Here is an 18,091-nt window from a genome sequence, read left to right as displayed (position 1 = left end):
GGCAGGTGCCGCCCCGGTTAGGCCGCCGGCACCTGTTGGCCGGTGGGCGCGGCGGCGCGGCCAGCGGGCTGGGCGGTGGGCCTGCGGGGGGTGCGGGCGGCGCGCAGGCCGTTGGCGATGACGATCACTTCGGCCACCTCGTGGACCAGCACGACGGCCGCCAGTCCCAGCACGCCGGTGATGGCCAGCGGCAGCAGGATGATGATGATCAGCAGCGACAGGACGATGTTCTGGTTGATGATCGCCCGGCCGCGGCGGGCGTGGGCCAGGGCCTGCGGGATCAGCCGGAGGTCGTGGCCGGTGAAGGCGACGTCCGCGGACTCGATCGCGGCATCGGAGCCGGTGGCGCCCATCGCGATCCCCACGGTTGCCCCGGCCAGGGCCGGGGCGTCGTTGATGCCGTCACCGATCATGGCCGTGGGCCGGGTGCGGGCCAGCTCGGTGACGAGGCGGGCCTTGTCCTCGGGGCGCAATTCGGCGCGCACATCCTCGATGCCGGCCAGGCGCCCCAGGGCGTGCGCGGTCCGGGCGTTGTCCCCGGTGAGCATGGTGATGTGCATCCCGTGAGCGTCCAGGGTGCGCACGACCTCGGGGACCTCGGGGCGCAGTTCATCGCGGACCCCGATCGCGCCCACCACTGTGCCGTCCCGGGTCACCAGCACACAGGTCTGGCCGTCCGCCTCCAGAGCTTCTACTCGGGGCCCGAGCGGGCCGGGGTCGATCCATCGGGGGCTGCCGACCGTGATCGGACGCCCGGCGACTGTGCCGGTGAGGCCGTGACCGGCCTGCTCGGACACGGCCTGGGCCGCAGTGGCAGTGGGGGCAGCGGCGGTGATGGCGGCCGCCAGGGGGTGGGTGCTGTGCTGCTCGAGTGCGGCCGCCCAGGCCAACACCTGGTCCTCGGTGTTCCCGTCGCTGGTGATCACGGTGGTCACGGTCGGGGCGTTGCGGGTCAGGGTTCCGGTCTTGTCCACGGCCAGGTGCCGGATGCCGCCGAGGCGTTCGAAGGCGGCACCGGACTTGATGATCACCCCGAACTTGCTGCCCGCGCCGATCGCGGAGACCACGGTCACCGGCACCGCGATGGCCAGGGCACACGGCGAGGCGGCCACCAGCACCACCAGGGCCCGGGTGATCCACAACTCCGGGTCACCGACCAGCGATCCGATCACCCCGACCAGCACGGCCAGGATCATCACCCCGGGCACCAGCGGCCGGGCGATCCGGTCCGCCAACCGGGCCCGGTCTCCCTTCTGCGCCTGGGCCTGTTCGACCAGCTCCACGATCGTGGTCAGCGAGTTGTCCGTCCCACCGGCGGTGGTCTGGATCTGCAGGGCCCCGGCGGTGTTGATCGCCCCGGCCGACACCGCCTCCCCCGGGCCGACCTCCACCGGGATCGACTCCCCGGTGATCGCCGAGGTGTCCAGGCTGCTGCGCCCGGTCCGCACGATGCCATCCGTGGCGACCCTCTCCCCGGGCCGCACCAGCAACACCTGACCGACCGTGAGCTCTCTGGCCGGGATCACCGCCGGTGCGCCGTCGCGCAGCACCGTGGCGGTCTCCGGCACCAGCTTCAGCAGGGCGCGCAACCCACCGCGGGCCCGGTCCATCGCCTTGTCCTCCAGGGCCTCGGCGATCGAGTACAAAAACGCCAGCGCCGCGGCCTCCTCGACATAGCCCAGGATCACCGCCCCGACCGCACTGATCGTCATCAGCAATCCGATGCCGACCCTGCCCTTCGTGAACAGGTTGCGCATCGCCCCGGGCACGAACGTGGACGCGCCCAGCACCAACCCGATCCAGAACACGACCAGCGCGGCCGTCGGGGCGGAGGACCACTCCAGGATCAGGCCGGTCAGGAACGCGACCCCGGAGAGCACCGGGATCAGGATGCCCCGATCACGCCACCACGGGGCCTGCACCTCGTTCGCCTCGTTGCTCACTGCTGGCGTCGGGGAGGGTTCTTCGCAGCCACACGCCGAACTCACAACGCGCCCTCCCGTCCGGAGCAGCACCCGGCAACGGTGCAGGCCGGATCCAGGCACGGCACGGTCTCATCGACCGCGAGGGTCACCTCCACCAACGCGGTCAGCGCCGCCGCCAGGTGCGGATCGACGATCTCATACCGGGTCTGCCGGCCCTCCGGCTCCGCCGCGACTAACCCGCACCCGCGCAGACAGGCCAGATGGTTCGACACATTCGTGCGCGTCAACCCCAGCTCGCGGGCGAGCCGGGCCGGATACCCGGGCGCCTCCAACAGGGACAGCAGGATGCGCGATCGCGTGGGATCGGCCATCGCCCGACCCAACCGGTTCATCACGTCCACGCGCGAAGCAATAGTCAGCATGCGCTGACTATACAGCACGTGATGACCTTACCGTGGTCGATGGCGGTGAGGCGTCCACCCCGGGCGCGAAGGGATCGACCGCCCCGCGAGCCCTCCGGACCTCTCGGGGCGAGCTGGCGCTGAGACCCCGGCCCGGTTCGATGTGACCGGTGCCCCTTCTTTGTTCTTAGGAGGGCAGGCCGGCGTAGGAGTGCAGTCCGGGGAAGTAGGTGTTGACGATGGTGAAGTTGAAGACGATGCAGGCGTAGCCGATGATCGAGAGCCAGGCGGCGCGTTCCCCGGTCCAGCCGCGGGTGGCGCGGGCGTGCAGGTAACCGGCGTAGATCACCCAAATGACGAAGGTCCAGACCTCCTTGGTGTCCCAACCCCAGTACCGGCCCCAGGAGGCCTCGGCCCAGATGGCCCCGGCGATCAGGGTGAAGGTCCACATCACGAAGCCCACGGCGTTGATCCGGTAGGACCAGTTCTCCAGGCTCAGCGCCGAGGGCACCAGCTGCAGGAACGCCGGCCGCGCCGGGCCCCCGGTGCGGATCCGGGCCTCGCGGCGGTGCTGGAGCAGCTGCAGCACGCTCATCGAGAAGGTCAGGGTGAACAGCGCCGAGGCCAGCACGGCGATCGAGACGTGGATGACGATCCACGGGGACTGCAGGGCCGGCTGCAGGTGCGCGATGGGCGTGGGGAAGCCGATCGTGGCCGCGGCCATCATGATCACCACGAGCCCGGTCACGAAGGTGCCCAGGAAGCGGAGATCCTTGCGGATCAGGAACAGCAGGTAGACCACGGCGACCAGCATCGCCCCGGTGGTGCAGAACTCGTACATGTTGCCCCAGGGCACCCGGGACGCGGCCACGGCGCGGGCGATGACGGCGAAGGCGTGCAGGGCGGCGGCGATGACCATCAGGGCCACCGCGACGTTGGCCACCGGGCGGGCGGTGGTGCCCAGGTAGTCCATGTCCTCATCCACCAGCTCACCCCCACCCGCACCGGTGCCGTTCGTGTGGGCGCCGGGTACCGCCCGTGGGCCCGTAGTCCGGGCCGAACCCCCCACGCCGGCGCCCACCAAATGCTCCCGCCGCGCCACAGATTCGGCGGCGTCGGCGGTGTCGGCGGTGTCCTGTTGTCGTTCTCGTTCTCGGGCCAGTTCGGTCTCCAGTGCGCGGATGGTCTTGGAGGAGGTGGCCAAATCCAGGGCGAACAGGATGAAGGCGACGGCGTAGATCAGCGCGGCGATCAGCATGAACAGGTCGCTGTAGCTGGCCAGCTGCAGGTTGATGGACGGCATGGGTTACTCCGGTCGGTTCTGGACGGGCCCGGCGGGGCCGTCCGGGGTGGCGCCGGGGCTCCCGGCAGGGGCTGAGGCAGTGGTGAACGATGTGTCGGAGGTCGTGCCGGAGGAGGTGGTGGAGGACGAGGACGGCCCGGGCTCCTGTGGCGCGGTAACCGGCCAGAGCTGTTCGAACTTCCGGCGCAGGGCCAGGTTCTCCTGGCGCAACCCGAAGTCTTCGCCGCGGGCCAGCAGCCCGTATTCGACCATGGTGGACCCGTCGGGGCCGGTGGTGCCCCGGACCCAGACCCGGCGGCGGCGCACGAACAGGCTCACGGCCAGGGCTATCAGGGCCAGCACGGCAAACACACCCACGCCCCACTTGCCCGGGTCGTAGAGGATGTCCAGGCCGACATAGGGCTTGACCCCGTCGAAGCTGATGGAGCCCTTGCCCTGGGGCAGCTCATAGGACTCCCCCACCGACAAGGTGATGCCCCCGGAGTCGAGGTTGCGGGAGTTCAGCTCGGTGAGGTTCTCGGTGTCCAGCACGTACACGTTCTGCGGTTTCCCCTCGTCCAGGCCGAGGTCGCCGTAGTAGGCGTTCAGGTTCAGCTCGGGCTTGTACAGGTCCGGGTCGATCGAGATCGCCACCCCGTCCTCACCGGTGTAGGCGGTGGGCAGGAAGAACCCGACGAAGCCGAGCTGATCGGGTTGGGCGTCGGGGACCTTGATGGTCAGCAGCGAGGTGTACACCTCGTCCTGGACCTGGCCGACCACCGGCCCCTGGAAGGCGATGTCCCCATTGCCGTCCCGCACGGTGACCTCCGGGGCGTAGCCGTTGCCCACCAGGTAGACCCGGGTGTCGCCGAACGCCAGCGGGTGGTTGACCTTCAGGATCCGCTCCTCCGGCTCGCCAGTGGTGCCATCCTGGACCTCCATGACCGCGGTGAAGTCCAGCGGCTGGCCGTAGTGCGTCTCCGACTCCCGGTCGAAGACCTTCTCGAAGCTCTTCAGGGACATCGAGAACGGCACCAGGCTGTCCTCGGAGAAGGCACCGCCGGGAGTGAAGGCATCGTAGGAGACGAGGGTGTTGGCGAACCCCTCTTCCCCCTCCACGAGGATTTTCTGCCCGGAGTAGCTCAACAAGCCGCCCACAGCCATGAAGGCCAGCACCCCGATCAGGGACAAGTGGAAGGCGATGTTGCCGATCTCCCGCACGTAGCCGCGCTCGGCGCCCACGGAGGCGCCGCCGTCGGGCTCCTGGCGGACCTCGATCCGGTAGCCGCGCTTGCGCAGCACCTGCGCGGCCTGCTCCACCGCCTGGGCCGGGGCGGGGCCGGTGGGCTCGAGCACGACCCGGCCATACTCCGGCAACCGGGACAGCCGGCGCGGGGTGCGCGGCGGGGCCGAGCGCAGCACCTTGGCGTGCTTGACGGCGCGCGGGAACACGCAACCGATGAGCGAGACGAACAGCAGCAGGTAGATCGCCGAGAACCAGACCGAGGAGTACACGTCGAACAGCTGGAACCGGTCCAGCCACTCCCCCAGCACCGGGTTGTCCTCCAGGTACTGGTTGACGATCTCCGGGCCGGCCGGGCGCTGCGGGAACAGCGACCCGGGCACCGCGGCCACCGCCAGCATCAGCAACAGCATCAGCGCGGTGCGCATACTCGTCAGCTGGGTCCAGGCGAACCGCAGCGTGCCGACCAAGCCCAGGGCGGGCAACTCCACGTCCTGGCGCCCGGAACCGCCGTCCGGGGCGGTAGACCCCGGTCGGGCCGGGGTACTCGCCTGGGCGGCCTCGTCTCGGGTCACCCGCACGTTGTCCTGCTGGCTCACCGCGGCCGCCTGTCCTCACTGGATTGCTTCTCCTCACGGGGGCACCGCGCCGGCACCTGCGCCGCCCGGGGGTCCCAGGCCGTGGCGGCCACCGGGGAACAGGCAGACGCCCGCAGCCTCGAACCGGCAGGGTCGGTCCCAGCGCGGGGGCCGTCCCCCGCAGTCCGGGTGGTGGTCAGGGCCATGGTCCAGACGGGCATGGGACGCTCAGGCCTGCTCGTCCAGCACGGTGGTGATCAGGGTGCGCAGCGTGGAGGGCTCGGCGATCCCCAAAATCCGGGCCGAGACCCGGCCCTGACGGTCCAACACGATCGTGGTGGGCACGGCCTGCGGCGGCACGTAGTCGGTCATCGCCAGCAGCACCTCCCCGCCCCGGTCCTCCACCGAGGGGTAGGTGATGCCGAAATTGCGTTCGAAGGCCTGCGCGGTGGCGATCGTGTCCCGGACGTTGATGCCCAGGAACTGGACGCCCTCGGGTTCGAACCGCTGGTGCAGGGCCTGCAGATCCGGGGCCTCCACCCGGCACGGGGCGCAGGCGGCGTACCAAAAGTTCAGCACCGCCGGATCCCCGGCCAAGTCCTCGGTGCCGATCGGCTTGCCGGAGAACAGGGTCGAGCTGAACTGCACCGGTGCACCGCGCTGGTCCGGGGCGACCTCCAAGACGGACCCGTCACCGGCGATGTAGTTCTTGCCATCGGCATTGCCAGCCTGCGCGGCCAGCGGATCCTCCGCCCCGCACGCCGCCAACAACGGCACGGACAGCACCCCGGCCAGGCCGGCCAACACCCTGCGTCGTCCCGGCCGACCCGACCGGCCGGGGAGGCCAGGAGTCGGGGGCTCGGGCTCACGGGAATGCTGGGCGCAGGACATGGCGTACTTCCGGTACCTCTCCATCGGGGCAGGACGTCCCCGGAATTCTACAGCCCGTAGAAGACTGGGGGAGAATCCTCACCACGACACTCGCATCGAGGCCCGGGTGACAGGCCGGGCGACATGGATGTGGCACCGCCGGCGCTGGTGGCGTCAGGGCCCCTCGGTCCACCCCCGCCCTGCTCAGTGTTCTCCCTTGTCACTGCCCGGATCGGTCTGGACGGTGTCGGGTTTGTGGGCGATGAAGCGCAAGACCCGACCGCCGAAGGAAACCTGGAGGCGGATCGGGTCGAGGCCGGCGTGATGCAGGACCGGTTCGAACGCTGCCGGTTCGATGAACCGGTGCGCCGAGCGGTCGGCCACATGCAGCCAGGCGGTGGTGCGCGAGGCGACAAGGTCGTAGCCCACGAAGACCCCGCCCGGCCGTAGAACCCGGGCCGCCTCAACTACCGCCTGTTCCCAGTGGACCACGTGGTGGAGCATGAGAAAGCTCAGCACCATGTCGAAGGACTCCTCGGCGAAGGGCAGGGCGGTGGCATCGGCCTGGCCTACCTCAACGGGCAACCGGGCGAGGCGCCGTTGCCCGGCCCGGACCATCGCCGGGTCGATATCGGTCATCGTGAGCCGCAGCCGGGGGCAGGCCGCAAGGATCGCTTCGGCCATCGCTCCGCTGCCTGCACCGACCTCGAGCACGCCCCCGGCCAGAGGCGCACCCTGAGTCGCCCAGAGAACCAGCCGCCGGGCCAGAAGACCCCACGGCGTGCTGCGACAGAACGCGGCCTCCAGGGTGGACATCCTCGGCATGTCCCCCACCTCCCAGCGCGCCGACACGGTCTGAGCCGAGACTACGTCCACGAGCACCAGCATTGACCCGGGCGGAGGCGGCGCGGCCACGGCCTGAAGCCCACGCGCCTGAACCATGTCACGGGCATCCGTAGACACGGACATCCATGGACCCCAGACGAACGGCGGATAATGAACGGATGACTGCCGCGATCGATCCCACCGCCCACACCCCCACCGCCAGCATTCCCACCGCCGCGGATCACCGCGACGGTGAGACGGCCTGTGGTGGGTGCGGCACCTCCCGCAGAGCCTTCCTGGGGCGCGGCGCGGTCATCGGTGCGGTGGGAGTGGCCACCACGGTGGGACTGACGGGCTGCACGGAGGACCTCCAGGCCGAGGCCAGCGCACCCTCCCAGCACCCCGGCGGCTCCCCCACCCCGGTCTTGGCCGCCGGGGACCTTCCGCTCGGTGGCCAGGCGTCCGTGGCCATCGACGGCCGCACCCTGCTGCTGCACCGCGAATCCCAGGACACGGTGCGTGCCTTCTCCGCCGTGTGCACCCACCAGGGGTGCACGGTGGCCCCGGGCCAGAACCGGGGCCGACCAACCTTCGCCTGCCCCTGCCACGGGTCGCACTTCGACGTGGCAACGGGAGTGCCCTACGGCGGCCCGGCCCAGAAACCGCTGACCGAGTTCACCGCCACCGTGGACGACGACATGGTGATGGTGACGATCTAGGACCAGGACGGGTCTGCCCCATGCGCGTCACCACGTGCGAACGGCGCAGCCGGTAACGGCGGCGCGGCAGCTGATCACCAGCGCCACATCGACCGGCCATGCCGCACCATGGCCTGGTGAAGGTGCGGTGCCGTTCGACCACCGGGCCTTCATCGCCGCGGCCATCGCCGCGGCGTGCGCCCCATTCTCGACCGGCTGGCGGACCGCGTCGTGTGGGCGAGCATGGCCAGGATGTGGTGCCGCTACCAGTCGATGTGCCGCCGGATCCCTAGTGCCGCGAATCGACCGCGTCGAGCATCGCGTCCTCGACCTCCTCGTCCGTGGGCCGCCCGCCGCGGCGCTTCACGGGGCGGGCACGCGGGGCCCGGTGGGCCGAGAGGTAGCCGTCGTCCTCGGTCAGCCCCAGTTCCCGGTCGTCGCGGTCGTTGACCGCGCGCTGCCGGGCCAGGTAACCCCACACGATGAAGCTCATCAGCCCGAACGTGAACCACTGCAGCGAATAGGACAGGTGCGGGCCCTCGTCCAGCGGTGGCTTCGGCGGCTGCTGCAGCGCCACGGCCGGGGCGGGGAACTCCTCCGCCAGCTGGCCGTACGCGGTGTCCGCTACCGGGTAGCCGACGCTGTCGGCGAACGCGGCCAGGTCGATCGAGGCGAGCTGGCCCTCCGGGGCGTCCCGGCCCAGGTCGGGCTCGCCGGGCTTGACCCGCACCACCACCGAAACTTCGCCCGCGGGCGGCGCCGGGACGACATCGGGACGGCCGGGGGTGGTGTCTCCGATGGGCAACCAACCGCGGTTGACCACGATCACGTCCCCGGTGTCCGCGTGGAAGGGCACGAGCACCTCGTAACCGGGCTTGCCGGCCAGCGGCCGGTTGCGCACGATCCGGGTGTCCGCCTCGAGGTACTCCCCGCGCATCTCGACCGGGGTCCACTCCTGCTCCGGTCGCACGTCCGTGAACAGCCCGGCGTTGCCGGCCAGCGGCACGACCGGCTCGTCGTAGTTAGAGAGCACCTTGTTGATCTCGGCGACGGTCTCCATGCGACGGTCCATCTGCCACTGGCCCAGCAGGGCGCAGGCGAGGGCGACGAGGGCGCAGAAGACCAGCCCACCGAGCCACTGGGGCGAGATCAGGAAGCGGTAGTCGAGGCGCCCGCGCTTGGCCGGCCGGTCCGTGAGGGTCTCAGTCAAGGGACAGTACGTTCTTCAGCAGTCCGCGGGACCGCAGGCAGAGGGCGAGCCAACCACGGGCCCAGGGCAGGCCAACCAGGTCCTGCGCCGGTCCGGGCCCGGTGTGCACGGGGGCGGGCAGGCGGCGGCTCCTCGGATCCGGATTCGGGATGTGAGGTCAACGTGGGATTGTTCCCCGGCCACGAGGAGGCCGGGAACGGGCCGACGGGCAGTACTGAATCCACGAGCCCGGTCCCTCGTGCGAGCAGGGAACTCCTCGGCGTCCTCAGCACCGTGACCGGCTCCTCCCGCGGGGTCTCCGGGCTTCGGTGAGCTGGCCCTGTCCCGAGCGGCCGGGGGGAAGTAGTGTTCACGGGCATTCAGCCGCTTTCACGCCTCGGGCCCCGGAAGGAAGCACGGGAGGCGGTGGGTTCGGGGCCGGAAGGGCCCGGTTATCGGAGGGGACGGCGGTCGGCGTCAGCGGAAATCATGGAGCGATATGGATTCCCCACCCCAGATGCCGGCGGGCCACGCGCCGGGTGACAGCCTAGCGAACCGATATGGGCAGGCCCAAAGCGATCAGCCGTCGTTCACGGCCCGCTGAGGCAGGTAGATCACCGGGGCTGCCGTGGTGATCGCGGTAGCCATCGCCGCCTGGTTCGCGCTCGGCCCCTCCCAGGACTCCCTGTCCTGGAAAAACGTCGGCCACGCCATCGAATCCCCGCCCCCGACCTCGATGACGTTCGAGGGCACCGGTGGAGCTGCCGCCCTGCTCATCATCCTTCGCACCTAGGGATCCTCCTCTGCTTCAGAGAAGGATCCTAGGCTGCGATGTCCGGGAGCGGCCAGGCGGAGGCAGGTCAACCTCCAGCTCTGGGTGCGGTCGTTATTGGCGCCGTTGATTCGGGCCCTGGTCCAGGTGTACAGCCGCAGCAACCTCGCTCACCCCACTCTCCGTCAGGGCACGGACGGGTACCGGAGAGCTCGGTCATGGACAGCCCGGCCGCGCACTCGCGATGACACGCCATGCGCGACCTGCTGAGCACGAGCGTGGGCCCTGGTCCAGGGGGCCTCGCAGACTAGCGCCAGGGCGGGAGCCGCTTGTGGAGCGGCTGCGGGTGGCACCCTTAGTAGCGGGCGGCGGTGCCCATCATGTTCCAGGGGCTGTAGTCCACGTCGGTGACGGCCACACCCATCTGCGGGTTGCGGGCATGGGCGATCTTGCCGTTGCCGATGTACATGGCCACGTGGTAGATGCCCGAGGCCGAGCCGTTGTTGGACCAGAACACCAGGTCCCCGACCCGCAGATTGTTCACGGAGACGTACTGGCGGGCGGCCACGTACTGGGCCTTGGAGTTGCGCGGCAACTTCTTGCCGGCCTGGGCGAAGGCGTTCTGGGTGAAGCCGGAGCAGTCGTACCCGGTCGGGCCGTTGCCGCCCCAGACATAGCGCACGCCCGGGTCGGCGGCCTTGGCGGTAGCCCACTGCACGGCCGAACCCCAACCGGTGCCGCTGGAAGCGGTGGTGGAGGCGGTGGTGTAGGAGGCCCGCTGGATCTCAGCAACCGATCCGGTGCTGGTCGCGGGGAACGGGGTGCTGGCGACAGACGCACGGGAGGACCCGCTAGCAGACTGAGTGGAGTCGGCCTCCCAACTCCAGGTGTTGGCGGTGGGGCCACTGGGCGCGGAGTAGGCGCCCTCATTGGCGGTAGCCGGGCCCATGCCCGCCATCGTGGTTCCCACGACGGTGGTCAGGCCGACCACGCCCATCGTGAGGGAGCGGCGGCGGTGAGAACGGCGGGCCTGCTTCTCGGCCTCGAGGCGAGCACGGCGGGTGGGGTAGGACATGGATTCCCTCAGCAGACGGTGACAGATACGACGCCCTCGACTCGGTACGAGGCTTCAGGGAGGTGCCACCCCCACGGGGGCCATCCCTTGACAGCGGTCGCCGTGACCAGAACGTTACGCAACGATACACGGCCGTTACCTATCCGCAATTCGGTGACACCGGGCGCCGCGCCGCCTCCCCGGCCCGGCCGCGGCCCGGAAACACAGGGATGGCCGGGTTTTCATCACCGGAGCCACCGCGACCGGTGGTCGTGGCGGGTGGCGATCTTCACGAAACCTTCAAGGTTCACCCCTTCGTCCGCGCCGCAGGGGTGGTCTACGGTCGATGGCCGGGCGGGCGTGTGCATCTATCCAGCGGATCGACGAAGGAGCACATCGCGACCCATCCTGTAAGCATCATGCTGGGCACCTACCCGAAGCAGCTGGGCAACATCAACCGGGCGAAACCGGCCGAGTGCATCCAGGGCCGCTCCCGACGCCCCCGGCCTGCACGGATTGTGCGGATGCGGGCCTGGTCCAAGAGATGCCCGACGGGTTGGCCACGTGCCGTACTCGCTGGACTGCACCGAGACCTGTCCGACCGCCGGCAACGTGCCGTCCCGACGCGCCAGGAGCGTCTCGGACCTGCTCGATGCCGAGGGGGCCTGCGGTGGGAATGGCAGACCTCGGCAGGTCTAGCGGCCACAGGCCGGGACGCCATCTCTACTACACTGCGTAGAAGAGAGTTCTACTCCAGCGCATTAGAACACGTGCGGGTCCCCATCTGCCTAAGGAGCGATATGCCTCGTATCACCATTGGATTCGGCGCCCTGCTTATCGCCGTCGGTGCCATCGCCTATATCGCCACGGCGTTCGCCAGTTGGACGGCGCTGATCCCGGCCTTCCTGGGGGCGGTGATCCTGGTCGCGGGCCTCATCGGGCTGAAAAGCCAGAAGATCGGCATCCACGTTGCCCTGGCCGTGGCCGTGCTGGGCCTCCTGGGCACCTCGATGAACGTCCTGCAGCTGGGTGCACTGATCGCCGGCACCGCGGAGCGTCCCACGGCCGTGCTCACCAGCGCGATCACCTTCGCCCTGCTCTTGCTCTACGTGGTGTTGGGCGCTTATTCGTTCGTGTCCGCCCGCCGCTGGAAGACCGCGGAGGCCTGACCGCCGGACCGGCCGCCACCGAGGACCGCACCTACTGTCCCTGCACGTCCCGCCCAGGGCACCGCCCCGGTGAGAGCGCTGGCGATGGCGTAGGACGACCGGCCTTCGACGCGACCGGAAATGGGATATGTCCGCCGGTGGCAGCCGCGGTGGGCTGCAGGCTGACGTGGAGGCGGGATCATGCTGCGGCCGCGGCCTGGCCACCGGTCGCCCGGGAGCCACCGCGGACGCCAGGATGCGGTCTACTCGGTGCCGTCGGTGGCGGGGCCGCTCAGGTCGCGGCTGATCTGTGGTTCGCCGGAATCCTCGAAGATGATCTGAACGTCCCGGTGGACGGTGCCATCTGGCATGGTGACGTCGGCGCGCAGCGCATTGCCGCGCCACCCCTTGTCCTCCACCGCTTCAACCCCGTATTTCTTGGCGACGTTCTCCTGGATGTTGTTCTGCGAGGTGATGTCTCCGTAGATGGCATAGGCGAGAGCGCCCAGGCCGATGACGAGGGCCCCTGCCCCCGCGAACACCTCGCGGACGGCATCCTTCGTCCGGTCCGGCCCGGCGAAGCGAGCATCCTCGTCGTCCAAGTGGGCCCGGTAACGCTTGCGGCGCCACAACCCGTGGGTGAGTACCGCCAGCCCCACGATGGCCACGAGCGTGCCGACCCATTGGGTGACGAGAGGAGTCTGGAGGTCGATCGGCGCGTACATGACTCCATTGTCTCCCGACCGCCCGCTCCGGAAGACCGCTGGTCGCACACCCCGGCACCAGCCATGCCCAGTCACCACCGTGGACTGTTCCGTGCATCAACACCTGATCTTGCTGGCCCGCAGGCACCGACCATCACCGCGGTCGAGTGCAGCGCTGACCTGCGAGAATGTCGAACCCTAGGGGCCCCGGCCCGACGGAACCGTGGAGTTTGACGCAGCGAGCAGTGGCGGGCCCGCCTCCGCCCGCCGCGGTGCTGGTGCTGAAGCTCACGCTCACCAACCTGAGCGCCCCGGCCCTCGAGCCCCCCGGCTTCGGTCATAACGGGGGGCGTCGACCGTCTCGCCCTCGCCCTTTCCAAATCGTCAGAGGTTGCTATCATCGCTCCATGACGATATACCCGATCCGGGACGAGCCCTCGGGGTTCGAGGACCGCGGCGCCTACGCGGCACTGTTCCATGCGCTGGCCGAACCGACCCGGCTGGTGCTGCTGGAACACCTGGCCACCGGTGAGCACCGGGTCCGGGACCTGGTGGACCACATGCATCTAGCACAGTCCACGGTCAGCAAGCACCTAGCGTGCCTGCGGGACTGCGGGCTGATCACGGTGCGCGCCGAGGGCCGTTCCTCGTGGTTCAGTCTGGCCGACCCGACCCGGCTGACCGATCTGATGCAGACCGCGGACGCGCTGCTGGGGACCTCCGGGGTGTCGCTGTCCCTGCGGGACCACCATGACCATGACGCACTGATCACCGAGGAGGGTTGATGGGCGCCGGACACCAGCACAGCCACAGTCACGGTCAGGTGCCGCAGCAAACCGATCGAGGGATGCGCACCCGGCTGCTGATCGCCTTCGGCCTCACCGCGGTCATCGTGCTGGCCCAGGCGGTCGGCAGCGTGGTCACCGGCAGCCTGGCCCTGCTGACCGACACCGCCCACGCCGTGAGCGACGCTTCGGGATTGCTCGTGGCGCTCATCGCCGCAACCATGATGTTGCGCCCGCCCAGCAGCGCCCGCACCTGGGGCTTTGCCCGGATCGAGGTCATCGCCGCCCTGGGGCAGGCGGCGCTGTTGCTGGTGGTCGGTACCTACGCCGCCGTCGAAGGGATCCGCCGGTTGTTCGAACCCGCGCAGGTGCCCGGCACCGAGTTGCTGGTCTTCGGGGTCATCGGGCTGATCGCCAACGTCGCGGCCATCGCGGTGCTGGCCTCCAACCGGGGGGCGAACTTCAACATGCGCGCGGCCTTTCTGGAGGTCCTCAACGACGCCCTGGGGTCTGTGGGCGTGATCGTCGCGGCCATCGTCATTAACACCACCGGCTTCCAGCAGGCGGACACCATTGCCGCCCTGTTCATCGCCGCCCTGATCGTGCCGCGCGCATTCTCGCTGCTGCGCGAGACGGTGCGGGTGCTGATGGAGTTCACCCCCAAGGGCGTGGACCTGGACGAGGTCCGCGAACACCTCCTGGCACTGGAGCACGTGCAGGACGTGCACGACCTGCACGCCTCGATGATCGGCACCGGTCTGCCGGTCATTTCCGCCCACGTCGTCGTCGACGACCGGTGTTTCGAGTCCGGACACGCCCCGCAGATCCTGGAACAGGTCCTCGCCTGCGTCAAGGAGCACTTCCCCGTCTCCTTCGACCACGCCACCATCCAACTCGAGACCACCGCCCTGCGGGACCAGGAGGCCGCCTCCGTGCGCCACGCCTGAAACACCTACCGCGCCCGGGCCCTGATGAACTCGACTCTTCCCTGCCAACACAGCGAAATTCCGGGAGCTGTCCGATAAAGGGTGTTTGGAGTCCGGCGGCCTTCATCAGTGAGGGGCTCTTTCGAACCATCCGGCGAAGGTGAAAAGCGAAGGCGTTCAGCGCTGGCTTTCATCTCATCACCCAGCGTGCCCACCCCCGCCGGCCGGAGCAAGGACCGGGTAACGAGGTACAGGCATCTCAGCGCGGCCGGCCTTCCGGGCCCGGACCAGCCCTCGTGAGAGGTTCTCGTGACCCGCCCGTGAGGCTGGTGTTGTGCCCGGCGGACGGGGGCGCCTGCCGCGAACCGGCGATGGCGGAAACCGTGTCGCGGCCCGTCCGGCGGGACCGGTCTTTAGCATTGACTTGGCGAACGTGGCCACCCTGGCGGACACCGGGACCGGCTCTCAGCTGCACCCCGCCATCGGGTTCCGCATCGGGTTCGATGTCGACGGGGCGGCGCGGATCCCCGCCGGCGCAGCGGCCGCCGCGCCCGGTGAGACCACAGTGGTCCTGAACCAGGACGCCGAGGACTTTCATCAGGTCATGGGGCACTTCATGGACCCCCTGGACTCGTTCTACCAGGTACTGGACGAGGCCACGGAAGTCGTTCATGCCGCCGACGGGCCCTTACTAGTTGGCTGGGAGCGTTGACAGGATCGGTCCAAGCGCTGCGGGATTCAACGGCGGGTTCGACGCCGGAGACTGTCAATCCCCTGTCAGTCACCGTTGGTTTCAGCTCAGTCGCATTGCCTGGGGCCTGTGGATTGTCCCCACTGCTTCCGGTTGCAACTACTCGGCACCCAGGCCTCCAAGGTGCGAAGCCTCAGACGAGTCAGGACGGGCGTGCCCACCGGACCGCTCGGGGGATCTAGTGACTGTCGAATGTCTGTACGTTCGCGGTGGCTTTCGGAGTCTCTCGGCGGTGTTCTTTGGGTGCTGGCCGACGCTGATGTGAGGTGGTTCAGATCAGGTGCAGGGTGGTGAGGCAGGTGGGCCCATCGGGGCCGGAGTTGAAGGCCGTGCTGGTGGTGGTGTCGGCGGCGATGATGGTGACGGTGCCGGTGAGGTCCCGGGGGATCCAGGCCCCGGTGAATCCGTTGGCGTAGGTGGTGGTGTCCTCTTCAGGAGGATCTGGCCGGTCTCGGTGGTCACGGTGAGGTGGATGGGGGTGTCGGTGAGCTCGCCCTGGCAGCCGCCAAGGTTGTGGTAGTAGCACTCGTGTGTCTGGGTCCGGTAGGGCGCCGCGGAGAGGTAGAACTGTCCGCCGGTGAGGGGGACGGTGACTTGGTCAGTGTCGTCGGCGAAGACCACCTGGTCGTAGCCGACGGAGCCGGTCAGGGCCAGCGGACGCGGTTGGGGAAGCTGGTCCAAGGCGGTGACGGCGTTCTCGGCGGTGGTGGCCTGGAGGCCGTGGGTGTTCAGCAGCTGCTGGGCCTTCGGTTCGATGGCGTCCGCGGCGGTGCCCGCCGTGCCGGCGGCGCTGGGCGCCGTCGAGGTTGGGGGCTGGGGAGTGCAGCCGATCAGGGCGGTGGAGCCGAGCAGCCCGAGGCCGCCGGTGAGCAGAGTTCTGCGGGTCAGGGGGCCATGGAGCCTCTCCGCCCCGGGCCAGGAGGCCGGGCCACCTACCATTGTCGGCCGGCGGCGCACCGGTCCGGTGCGGTTTGCCTTGAAGATTTGATGAAGATTCCCCGCCCCGGCGCCAGTCTGGGCCGCCGGGGCGCGGGAGCGGGTGAGACTGGAGCCATGAACTCTGGCACTGGCCCGGCGGCCAGCCGGGTGTTGGTGGTCGATGACGAGAAGCCGTTGGCGCGCATGGTGGCCACCTACCTGGAGCGGGCCGGCTATGCCGTGGCCCTCACCCACACCGGCCCCGATGCGGTCCAGGCCGCCCGCACTCACGAGCCCGACGTGATGGTCCTGGACCTGGGTTTGCCCGGGCTGGACGGGATCGAGGTGTGCCGCCGGGTGCGAGCCTTCTCCGAGTGCTACGTGCTGATGCTCACCGCCCGCGGCGATGAGCACCACAAGCTCGCTGGACTCGAGGCGGGGGCCGATGACTACATCACCAAACCCTTTAGCGTCCGCGAGCTGATCGCCCGGGTGGGGGCGGTCATGCGTCGGCCGCGCACCACGGTGGCGGCCGCCGAACCCGAACGGGCCTACGGGGACCTAGTCATCGACCGGGCCGCACACGAGGCCCGCCTGGACGGGCAGGCGGTGCGGTTGACGCGCACGGAGTTCGACCTGCTGGCCGCCTTGTCCGGGCGCCCACACCAGGCGTTCTCCCGGCGTCAGTTGATCGATATTGTCTGGGACCCGGCCTGGGTCGGCGATGAGCGACTCGTGGACGTGCACATCGGCAACCTGCGCCGCAAGCTCGATCCGGATCCGACTCGCTATATCGACACCGTGCGCGGGGTCGGCTACCGGATGGCGGAGCAGTGAGCCGCCGGCGGCGCTACCAGGGGCTGGCAGCCCGGTTCTTACTGGCACAATTGCTGGTGGTGGCGGTCAGCCTGCTGGCCGCAGTGGTCGTGGTGATGGTCGCCGGCCCGCCGATCTTCCACGAGCACCTGGTGATGGCCGGACGCAGCGAGGGCTCAGCGGAGCTGACTCACGCCGAGCAGGCCTACCGCGAGGCCAACCTCATCGTCCTGGCGGTGGCCCTGAGCACCGCCCTGGTGTGTGCCCTACTGGTGAGCGCCTGGTGCTCCCGACGCATCCGCCACCCTCTGGACCGGCTGAGCGCCGCCGCCCAGGCCATGGCCGGCGGGCGGTACGACACCCGGGTCCCGGCCATGGGCGCCGGCACCGAAGTGGAAGACCTGGCCGGTTCGTTCAACACCATGGCCGCCCGGCTTCAGCGCACCGAGGACACCCGCCGGCGGATGCTCTCGGACCTGGCCCACGAGCTACGCACCCCGGTCTCGGTGCTGAGCGTCTACCACGAGGCCCTGCAAGACGGGGTCTCCCGCTGGGACGAGCCCACCGGGGAGCTGATGGGTGATCAGTTGGCCCGACTGACCCGGCTGGTGGAGGACATCAACGACGTTTCCCGCGCCGAGGAGGGACGGATCGAGCTGGACCGCACCACCGAACCGGTGGCCGGGCTGCTGCACGCCGCCGCCGAGGCCCACCGCGAGGCCTACACCGCCAAGGGCGTGGTCCTGAGCCTGGACGCCGATCCGGGCCTGGCCGTGGACGTGGACCGACAGCGCATGGGCCAGGTGCTGGGCAACCTGCTGACCAACGCCCTGCGCCACACCCCGCCCGGCGGGCAGGTCAGCCTCGAGGCCCGGCAGGGCCCGTCCGGGATCAGGCTCCGGGTCATCGATACCGGGGAGGGCATCTCCCCCGAGCACCTGCCGCACATCTTCGAACGCTTCTACCGCGGGGACACCGCCCGCGACCGGGACCACGGCGGCTCCGGGGTCGGTCTGGCCATCTCCCGGGCCCTGGTCCAGGCCCACGGCGGCACGCTGACCGCCACCTCGGCCGGCCCGGGGACCGGGGCAACGTTCACCATCGATCTGCCCAGTGACCAAAGCGCCCGTTCATCGTCCGCGAAACCCTGCCCCCCACCCCTTGAATGATACCCCCCGGGGGTATATACCGAGGGTGGAGGTGCCC

General features: G+C 69.6%; 17 protein-coding genes and 1 pseudogene. 8 read left to right on the top strand and 10 right to left on the bottom strand.

From position 1 onward, the window contains the following. Nucleotides 1–17: 17 nt before the first annotated feature. The 6 genes from Q0283_RS03580 to Q0283_RS03555 form a co-directional block, all read right to left on the bottom strand. A complete protein-coding gene (locus tag Q0283_RS03580; protein WP_298043034.1) occupies nucleotides 18–1,988 on the bottom strand; it encodes a cation-translocating P-type ATPase in 1,971 nt (656 codons plus the stop codon). Continuing rightward, nucleotides 1,985–2,347, bottom strand: a complete 363-nt coding sequence (locus Q0283_RS03575) for a helix-turn-helix transcriptional regulator (protein ID WP_298043082.1) — start codon at nucleotides 2,345–2,347, stop codon at nucleotides 1,985–1,987. Before Q0283_RS03575 ends, Q0283_RS03580 begins: the two co-directional genes overlap by 4 nt. Before the next feature lie 166 nt (nucleotides 2,348–2,513). Next, a complete protein-coding gene (gene ccsB, locus Q0283_RS03570) occupies nucleotides 2,514–3,629 on the bottom strand; it encodes a c-type cytochrome biogenesis protein CcsB (protein ID WP_298043031.1) in 1,116 nt (371 codons plus the stop codon). A gap of 3 nt (nucleotides 3,630–3,632) precedes the next feature. After that, nucleotides 3,633–5,342, bottom strand: coding sequence for a cytochrome c biogenesis protein ResB (locus Q0283_RS03565; protein WP_298043080.1), 1,710 nt, complete (start codon nucleotides 5,340–5,342; stop codon nucleotides 3,633–3,635). A 315-nt stretch (nucleotides 5,343–5,657) separates the two neighbouring features. Further along, the gene (locus Q0283_RS03560) at nucleotides 5,658–6,236 is read right to left on the bottom strand and encodes a TlpA disulfide reductase family protein (protein ID WP_298043027.1); all 579 of its coding nucleotides are present in this window, start codon (nucleotides 6,234–6,236) and stop codon (nucleotides 5,658–5,660) included. A 267-nt stretch (nucleotides 6,237–6,503) separates the two neighbouring features. Beyond that, nucleotides 6,504–7,115 (bottom strand): class I SAM-dependent methyltransferase, encoded by a 612-nt coding sequence (locus Q0283_RS03555; protein ID WP_298043024.1) that lies wholly within the window; start codon nucleotides 7,113–7,115, stop codon nucleotides 6,504–6,506. A 188-nt stretch (nucleotides 7,116–7,303) separates the two neighbouring features. Between Q0283_RS03555 and Q0283_RS03550 the strand changes: the two genes are divergently transcribed. Then, a complete protein-coding gene (locus Q0283_RS03550; RefSeq protein WP_298043021.1) occupies nucleotides 7,304–7,843 on the top strand; it encodes a ubiquinol-cytochrome c reductase iron-sulfur subunit in 540 nt (179 codons plus the stop codon). A gap of 268 nt (nucleotides 7,844–8,111) precedes the next feature. On the opposite strand, the gene Q0283_RS03545 is transcribed toward Q0283_RS03550, so the two are convergent. Beyond that, nucleotides 8,112–9,032, bottom strand: coding sequence for an SURF1 family protein (locus Q0283_RS03545; protein WP_298043018.1), 921 nt, complete (start codon nucleotides 9,030–9,032; stop codon nucleotides 8,112–8,114). 607 nt (nucleotides 9,033–9,639) lie between these two features. Between Q0283_RS03545 and Q0283_RS03540 the strand changes: the two genes are divergently transcribed. Further along, entirely contained in the window at nucleotides 9,640–9,804 is a 165-nt protein-coding gene (locus Q0283_RS03540; RefSeq protein ID WP_298043015.1) for a hypothetical protein, read from the top strand. Between the two features lie 334 nt (nucleotides 9,805–10,138). Here the strand turns inward: Q0283_RS03540 and Q0283_RS03535 are convergent, their stop codons facing one another. After that, on the bottom strand, nucleotides 10,139–10,858 hold the full coding sequence (locus Q0283_RS03535; RefSeq protein WP_298043013.1) for a C40 family peptidase: 720 nt from the start codon (nucleotides 10,856–10,858) through the stop codon (nucleotides 10,139–10,141). 779 nt (nucleotides 10,859–11,637) lie between these two features. Between Q0283_RS03535 and Q0283_RS03530 the strand changes: the two genes are divergently transcribed. Next, on the top strand, nucleotides 11,638–12,006 hold the full coding sequence (locus Q0283_RS03530) for a hypothetical protein (protein WP_298043010.1): 369 nt from the start codon (nucleotides 11,638–11,640) through the stop codon (nucleotides 12,004–12,006). A gap of 242 nt (nucleotides 12,007–12,248) precedes the next feature. Here Q0283_RS03530 and Q0283_RS03525 read toward each other — a convergent pair whose 3' ends face one another. Next, nucleotides 12,249–12,710: a hypothetical protein gene (locus tag Q0283_RS03525; RefSeq protein WP_298043007.1), complete on the bottom strand. Its 462-nt coding sequence runs from the start codon at nucleotides 12,708–12,710 to the stop codon at nucleotides 12,249–12,251. A 386-nt stretch (nucleotides 12,711–13,096) separates the two neighbouring features. Here Q0283_RS03525 and Q0283_RS03520 point away from each other — a divergent pair, with 386 nt between their 5' ends. The 3 genes from Q0283_RS03520 to Q0283_RS03510 all read left to right on the top strand — a co-directional run bounded on the left by Q0283_RS03520 (nucleotide 13,097) and on the right by Q0283_RS03510 (nucleotide 15,112). Continuing rightward, nucleotides 13,097–13,474 (top strand): helix-turn-helix transcriptional regulator, encoded by a 378-nt coding sequence (locus Q0283_RS03520; protein WP_298043005.1) that lies wholly within the window; start codon nucleotides 13,097–13,099, stop codon nucleotides 13,472–13,474. 62 nt (nucleotides 13,475–13,536) lie between these two features. Next, nucleotides 13,537–14,421, top strand: a complete 885-nt coding sequence (locus Q0283_RS03515; protein ID WP_298043002.1) for a cation diffusion facilitator family transporter — start codon at nucleotides 13,537–13,539, stop codon at nucleotides 14,419–14,421. A gap of 412 nt (nucleotides 14,422–14,833) precedes the next feature. Then, nucleotides 14,834–15,112, top strand: coding sequence for a hypothetical protein (locus Q0283_RS03510; RefSeq protein WP_298042999.1), 279 nt, complete (start codon nucleotides 14,834–14,836; stop codon nucleotides 15,110–15,112). A gap of 310 nt (nucleotides 15,113–15,422) precedes the next feature. Here Q0283_RS03510 and Q0283_RS03505 read toward each other — a convergent pair. After that, a pseudogene (locus tag Q0283_RS03505) lies at nucleotides 15,423–16,090 on the bottom strand (CueP family metal-binding protein). Between the two features lie 114 nt (nucleotides 16,091–16,204). Here Q0283_RS03505 and Q0283_RS03500 point away from each other — a divergent pair. Continuing rightward, a complete protein-coding gene (locus Q0283_RS03500; protein ID WP_298042993.1) occupies nucleotides 16,205–16,906 on the top strand; it encodes a response regulator transcription factor in 702 nt (233 codons plus the stop codon). Then, a complete protein-coding gene (locus tag Q0283_RS03495) occupies nucleotides 16,903–18,054 on the top strand; it encodes a HAMP domain-containing sensor histidine kinase (protein WP_298042990.1) in 1,152 nt (383 codons plus the stop codon). The genes Q0283_RS03500 and Q0283_RS03495 overlap by 4 nt, the downstream gene beginning before the upstream one ends. Nucleotides 18,055–18,091: the final 37 nt, after the last annotated feature.

The organism is uncultured Citricoccus sp., assembly GCF_937871995.1.
GTDB lineage: Bacteria > Actinomycetota > Actinomycetes > Actinomycetales > Micrococcaceae > Citricoccus.
Note: the sequence above shows the minus strand (reverse complement) of the source record. Positions and strands in the feature narration are given on the sequence as shown.

Coding starts and splice junctions, on each gene's coding strand:
- Q0283_RS03535 (WP_298043013.1), bottom strand. CDS start 10,858: ATGTCCTACCCCACCCGCCGTGCTCGCCTCGAGGCCGAGAAGCAGGCC.
- Q0283_RS03575 (WP_298043082.1), bottom strand. CDS start 2,347: ATGCTGACTATTGCTTCGCGCGTGGACGTGATGAACCGGTTGGGTCGG.
- Q0283_RS03500 (WP_298042993.1), top strand. CDS start 16,205: ATGAACTCTGGCACTGGCCCGGCGGCCAGCCGGGTGTTGGTGGTCGAT.
- Q0283_RS03555 (WP_298043024.1), bottom strand. CDS start 7,115: ATGTCCACCCTGGAGGCCGCGTTCTGTCGCAGCACGCCGTGGGGTCTT.
- Q0283_RS03525 (WP_298043007.1), bottom strand. CDS start 12,710: ATGTACGCGCCGATCGACCTCCAGACTCCTCTCGTCACCCAATGGGTC.
- ccsB (WP_298043031.1), bottom strand. CDS start 3,629: ATGCCGTCCATCAACCTGCAGCTGGCCAGCTACAGCGACCTGTTCATG.
- Q0283_RS03515 (WP_298043002.1), top strand. CDS start 13,537: ATGCGCACCCGGCTGCTGATCGCCTTCGGCCTCACCGCGGTCATCGTG.
- Q0283_RS03530 (WP_298043010.1), top strand. CDS start 11,638: ATGCCTCGTATCACCATTGGATTCGGCGCCCTGCTTATCGCCGTCGGT.
- Q0283_RS03550 (WP_298043021.1), top strand. CDS start 7,304: ATGACTGCCGCGATCGATCCCACCGCCCACACCCCCACCGCCAGCATT.
- Q0283_RS03520 (WP_298043005.1), top strand. CDS start 13,097: ATGACGATATACCCGATCCGGGACGAGCCCTCGGGGTTCGAGGACCGC.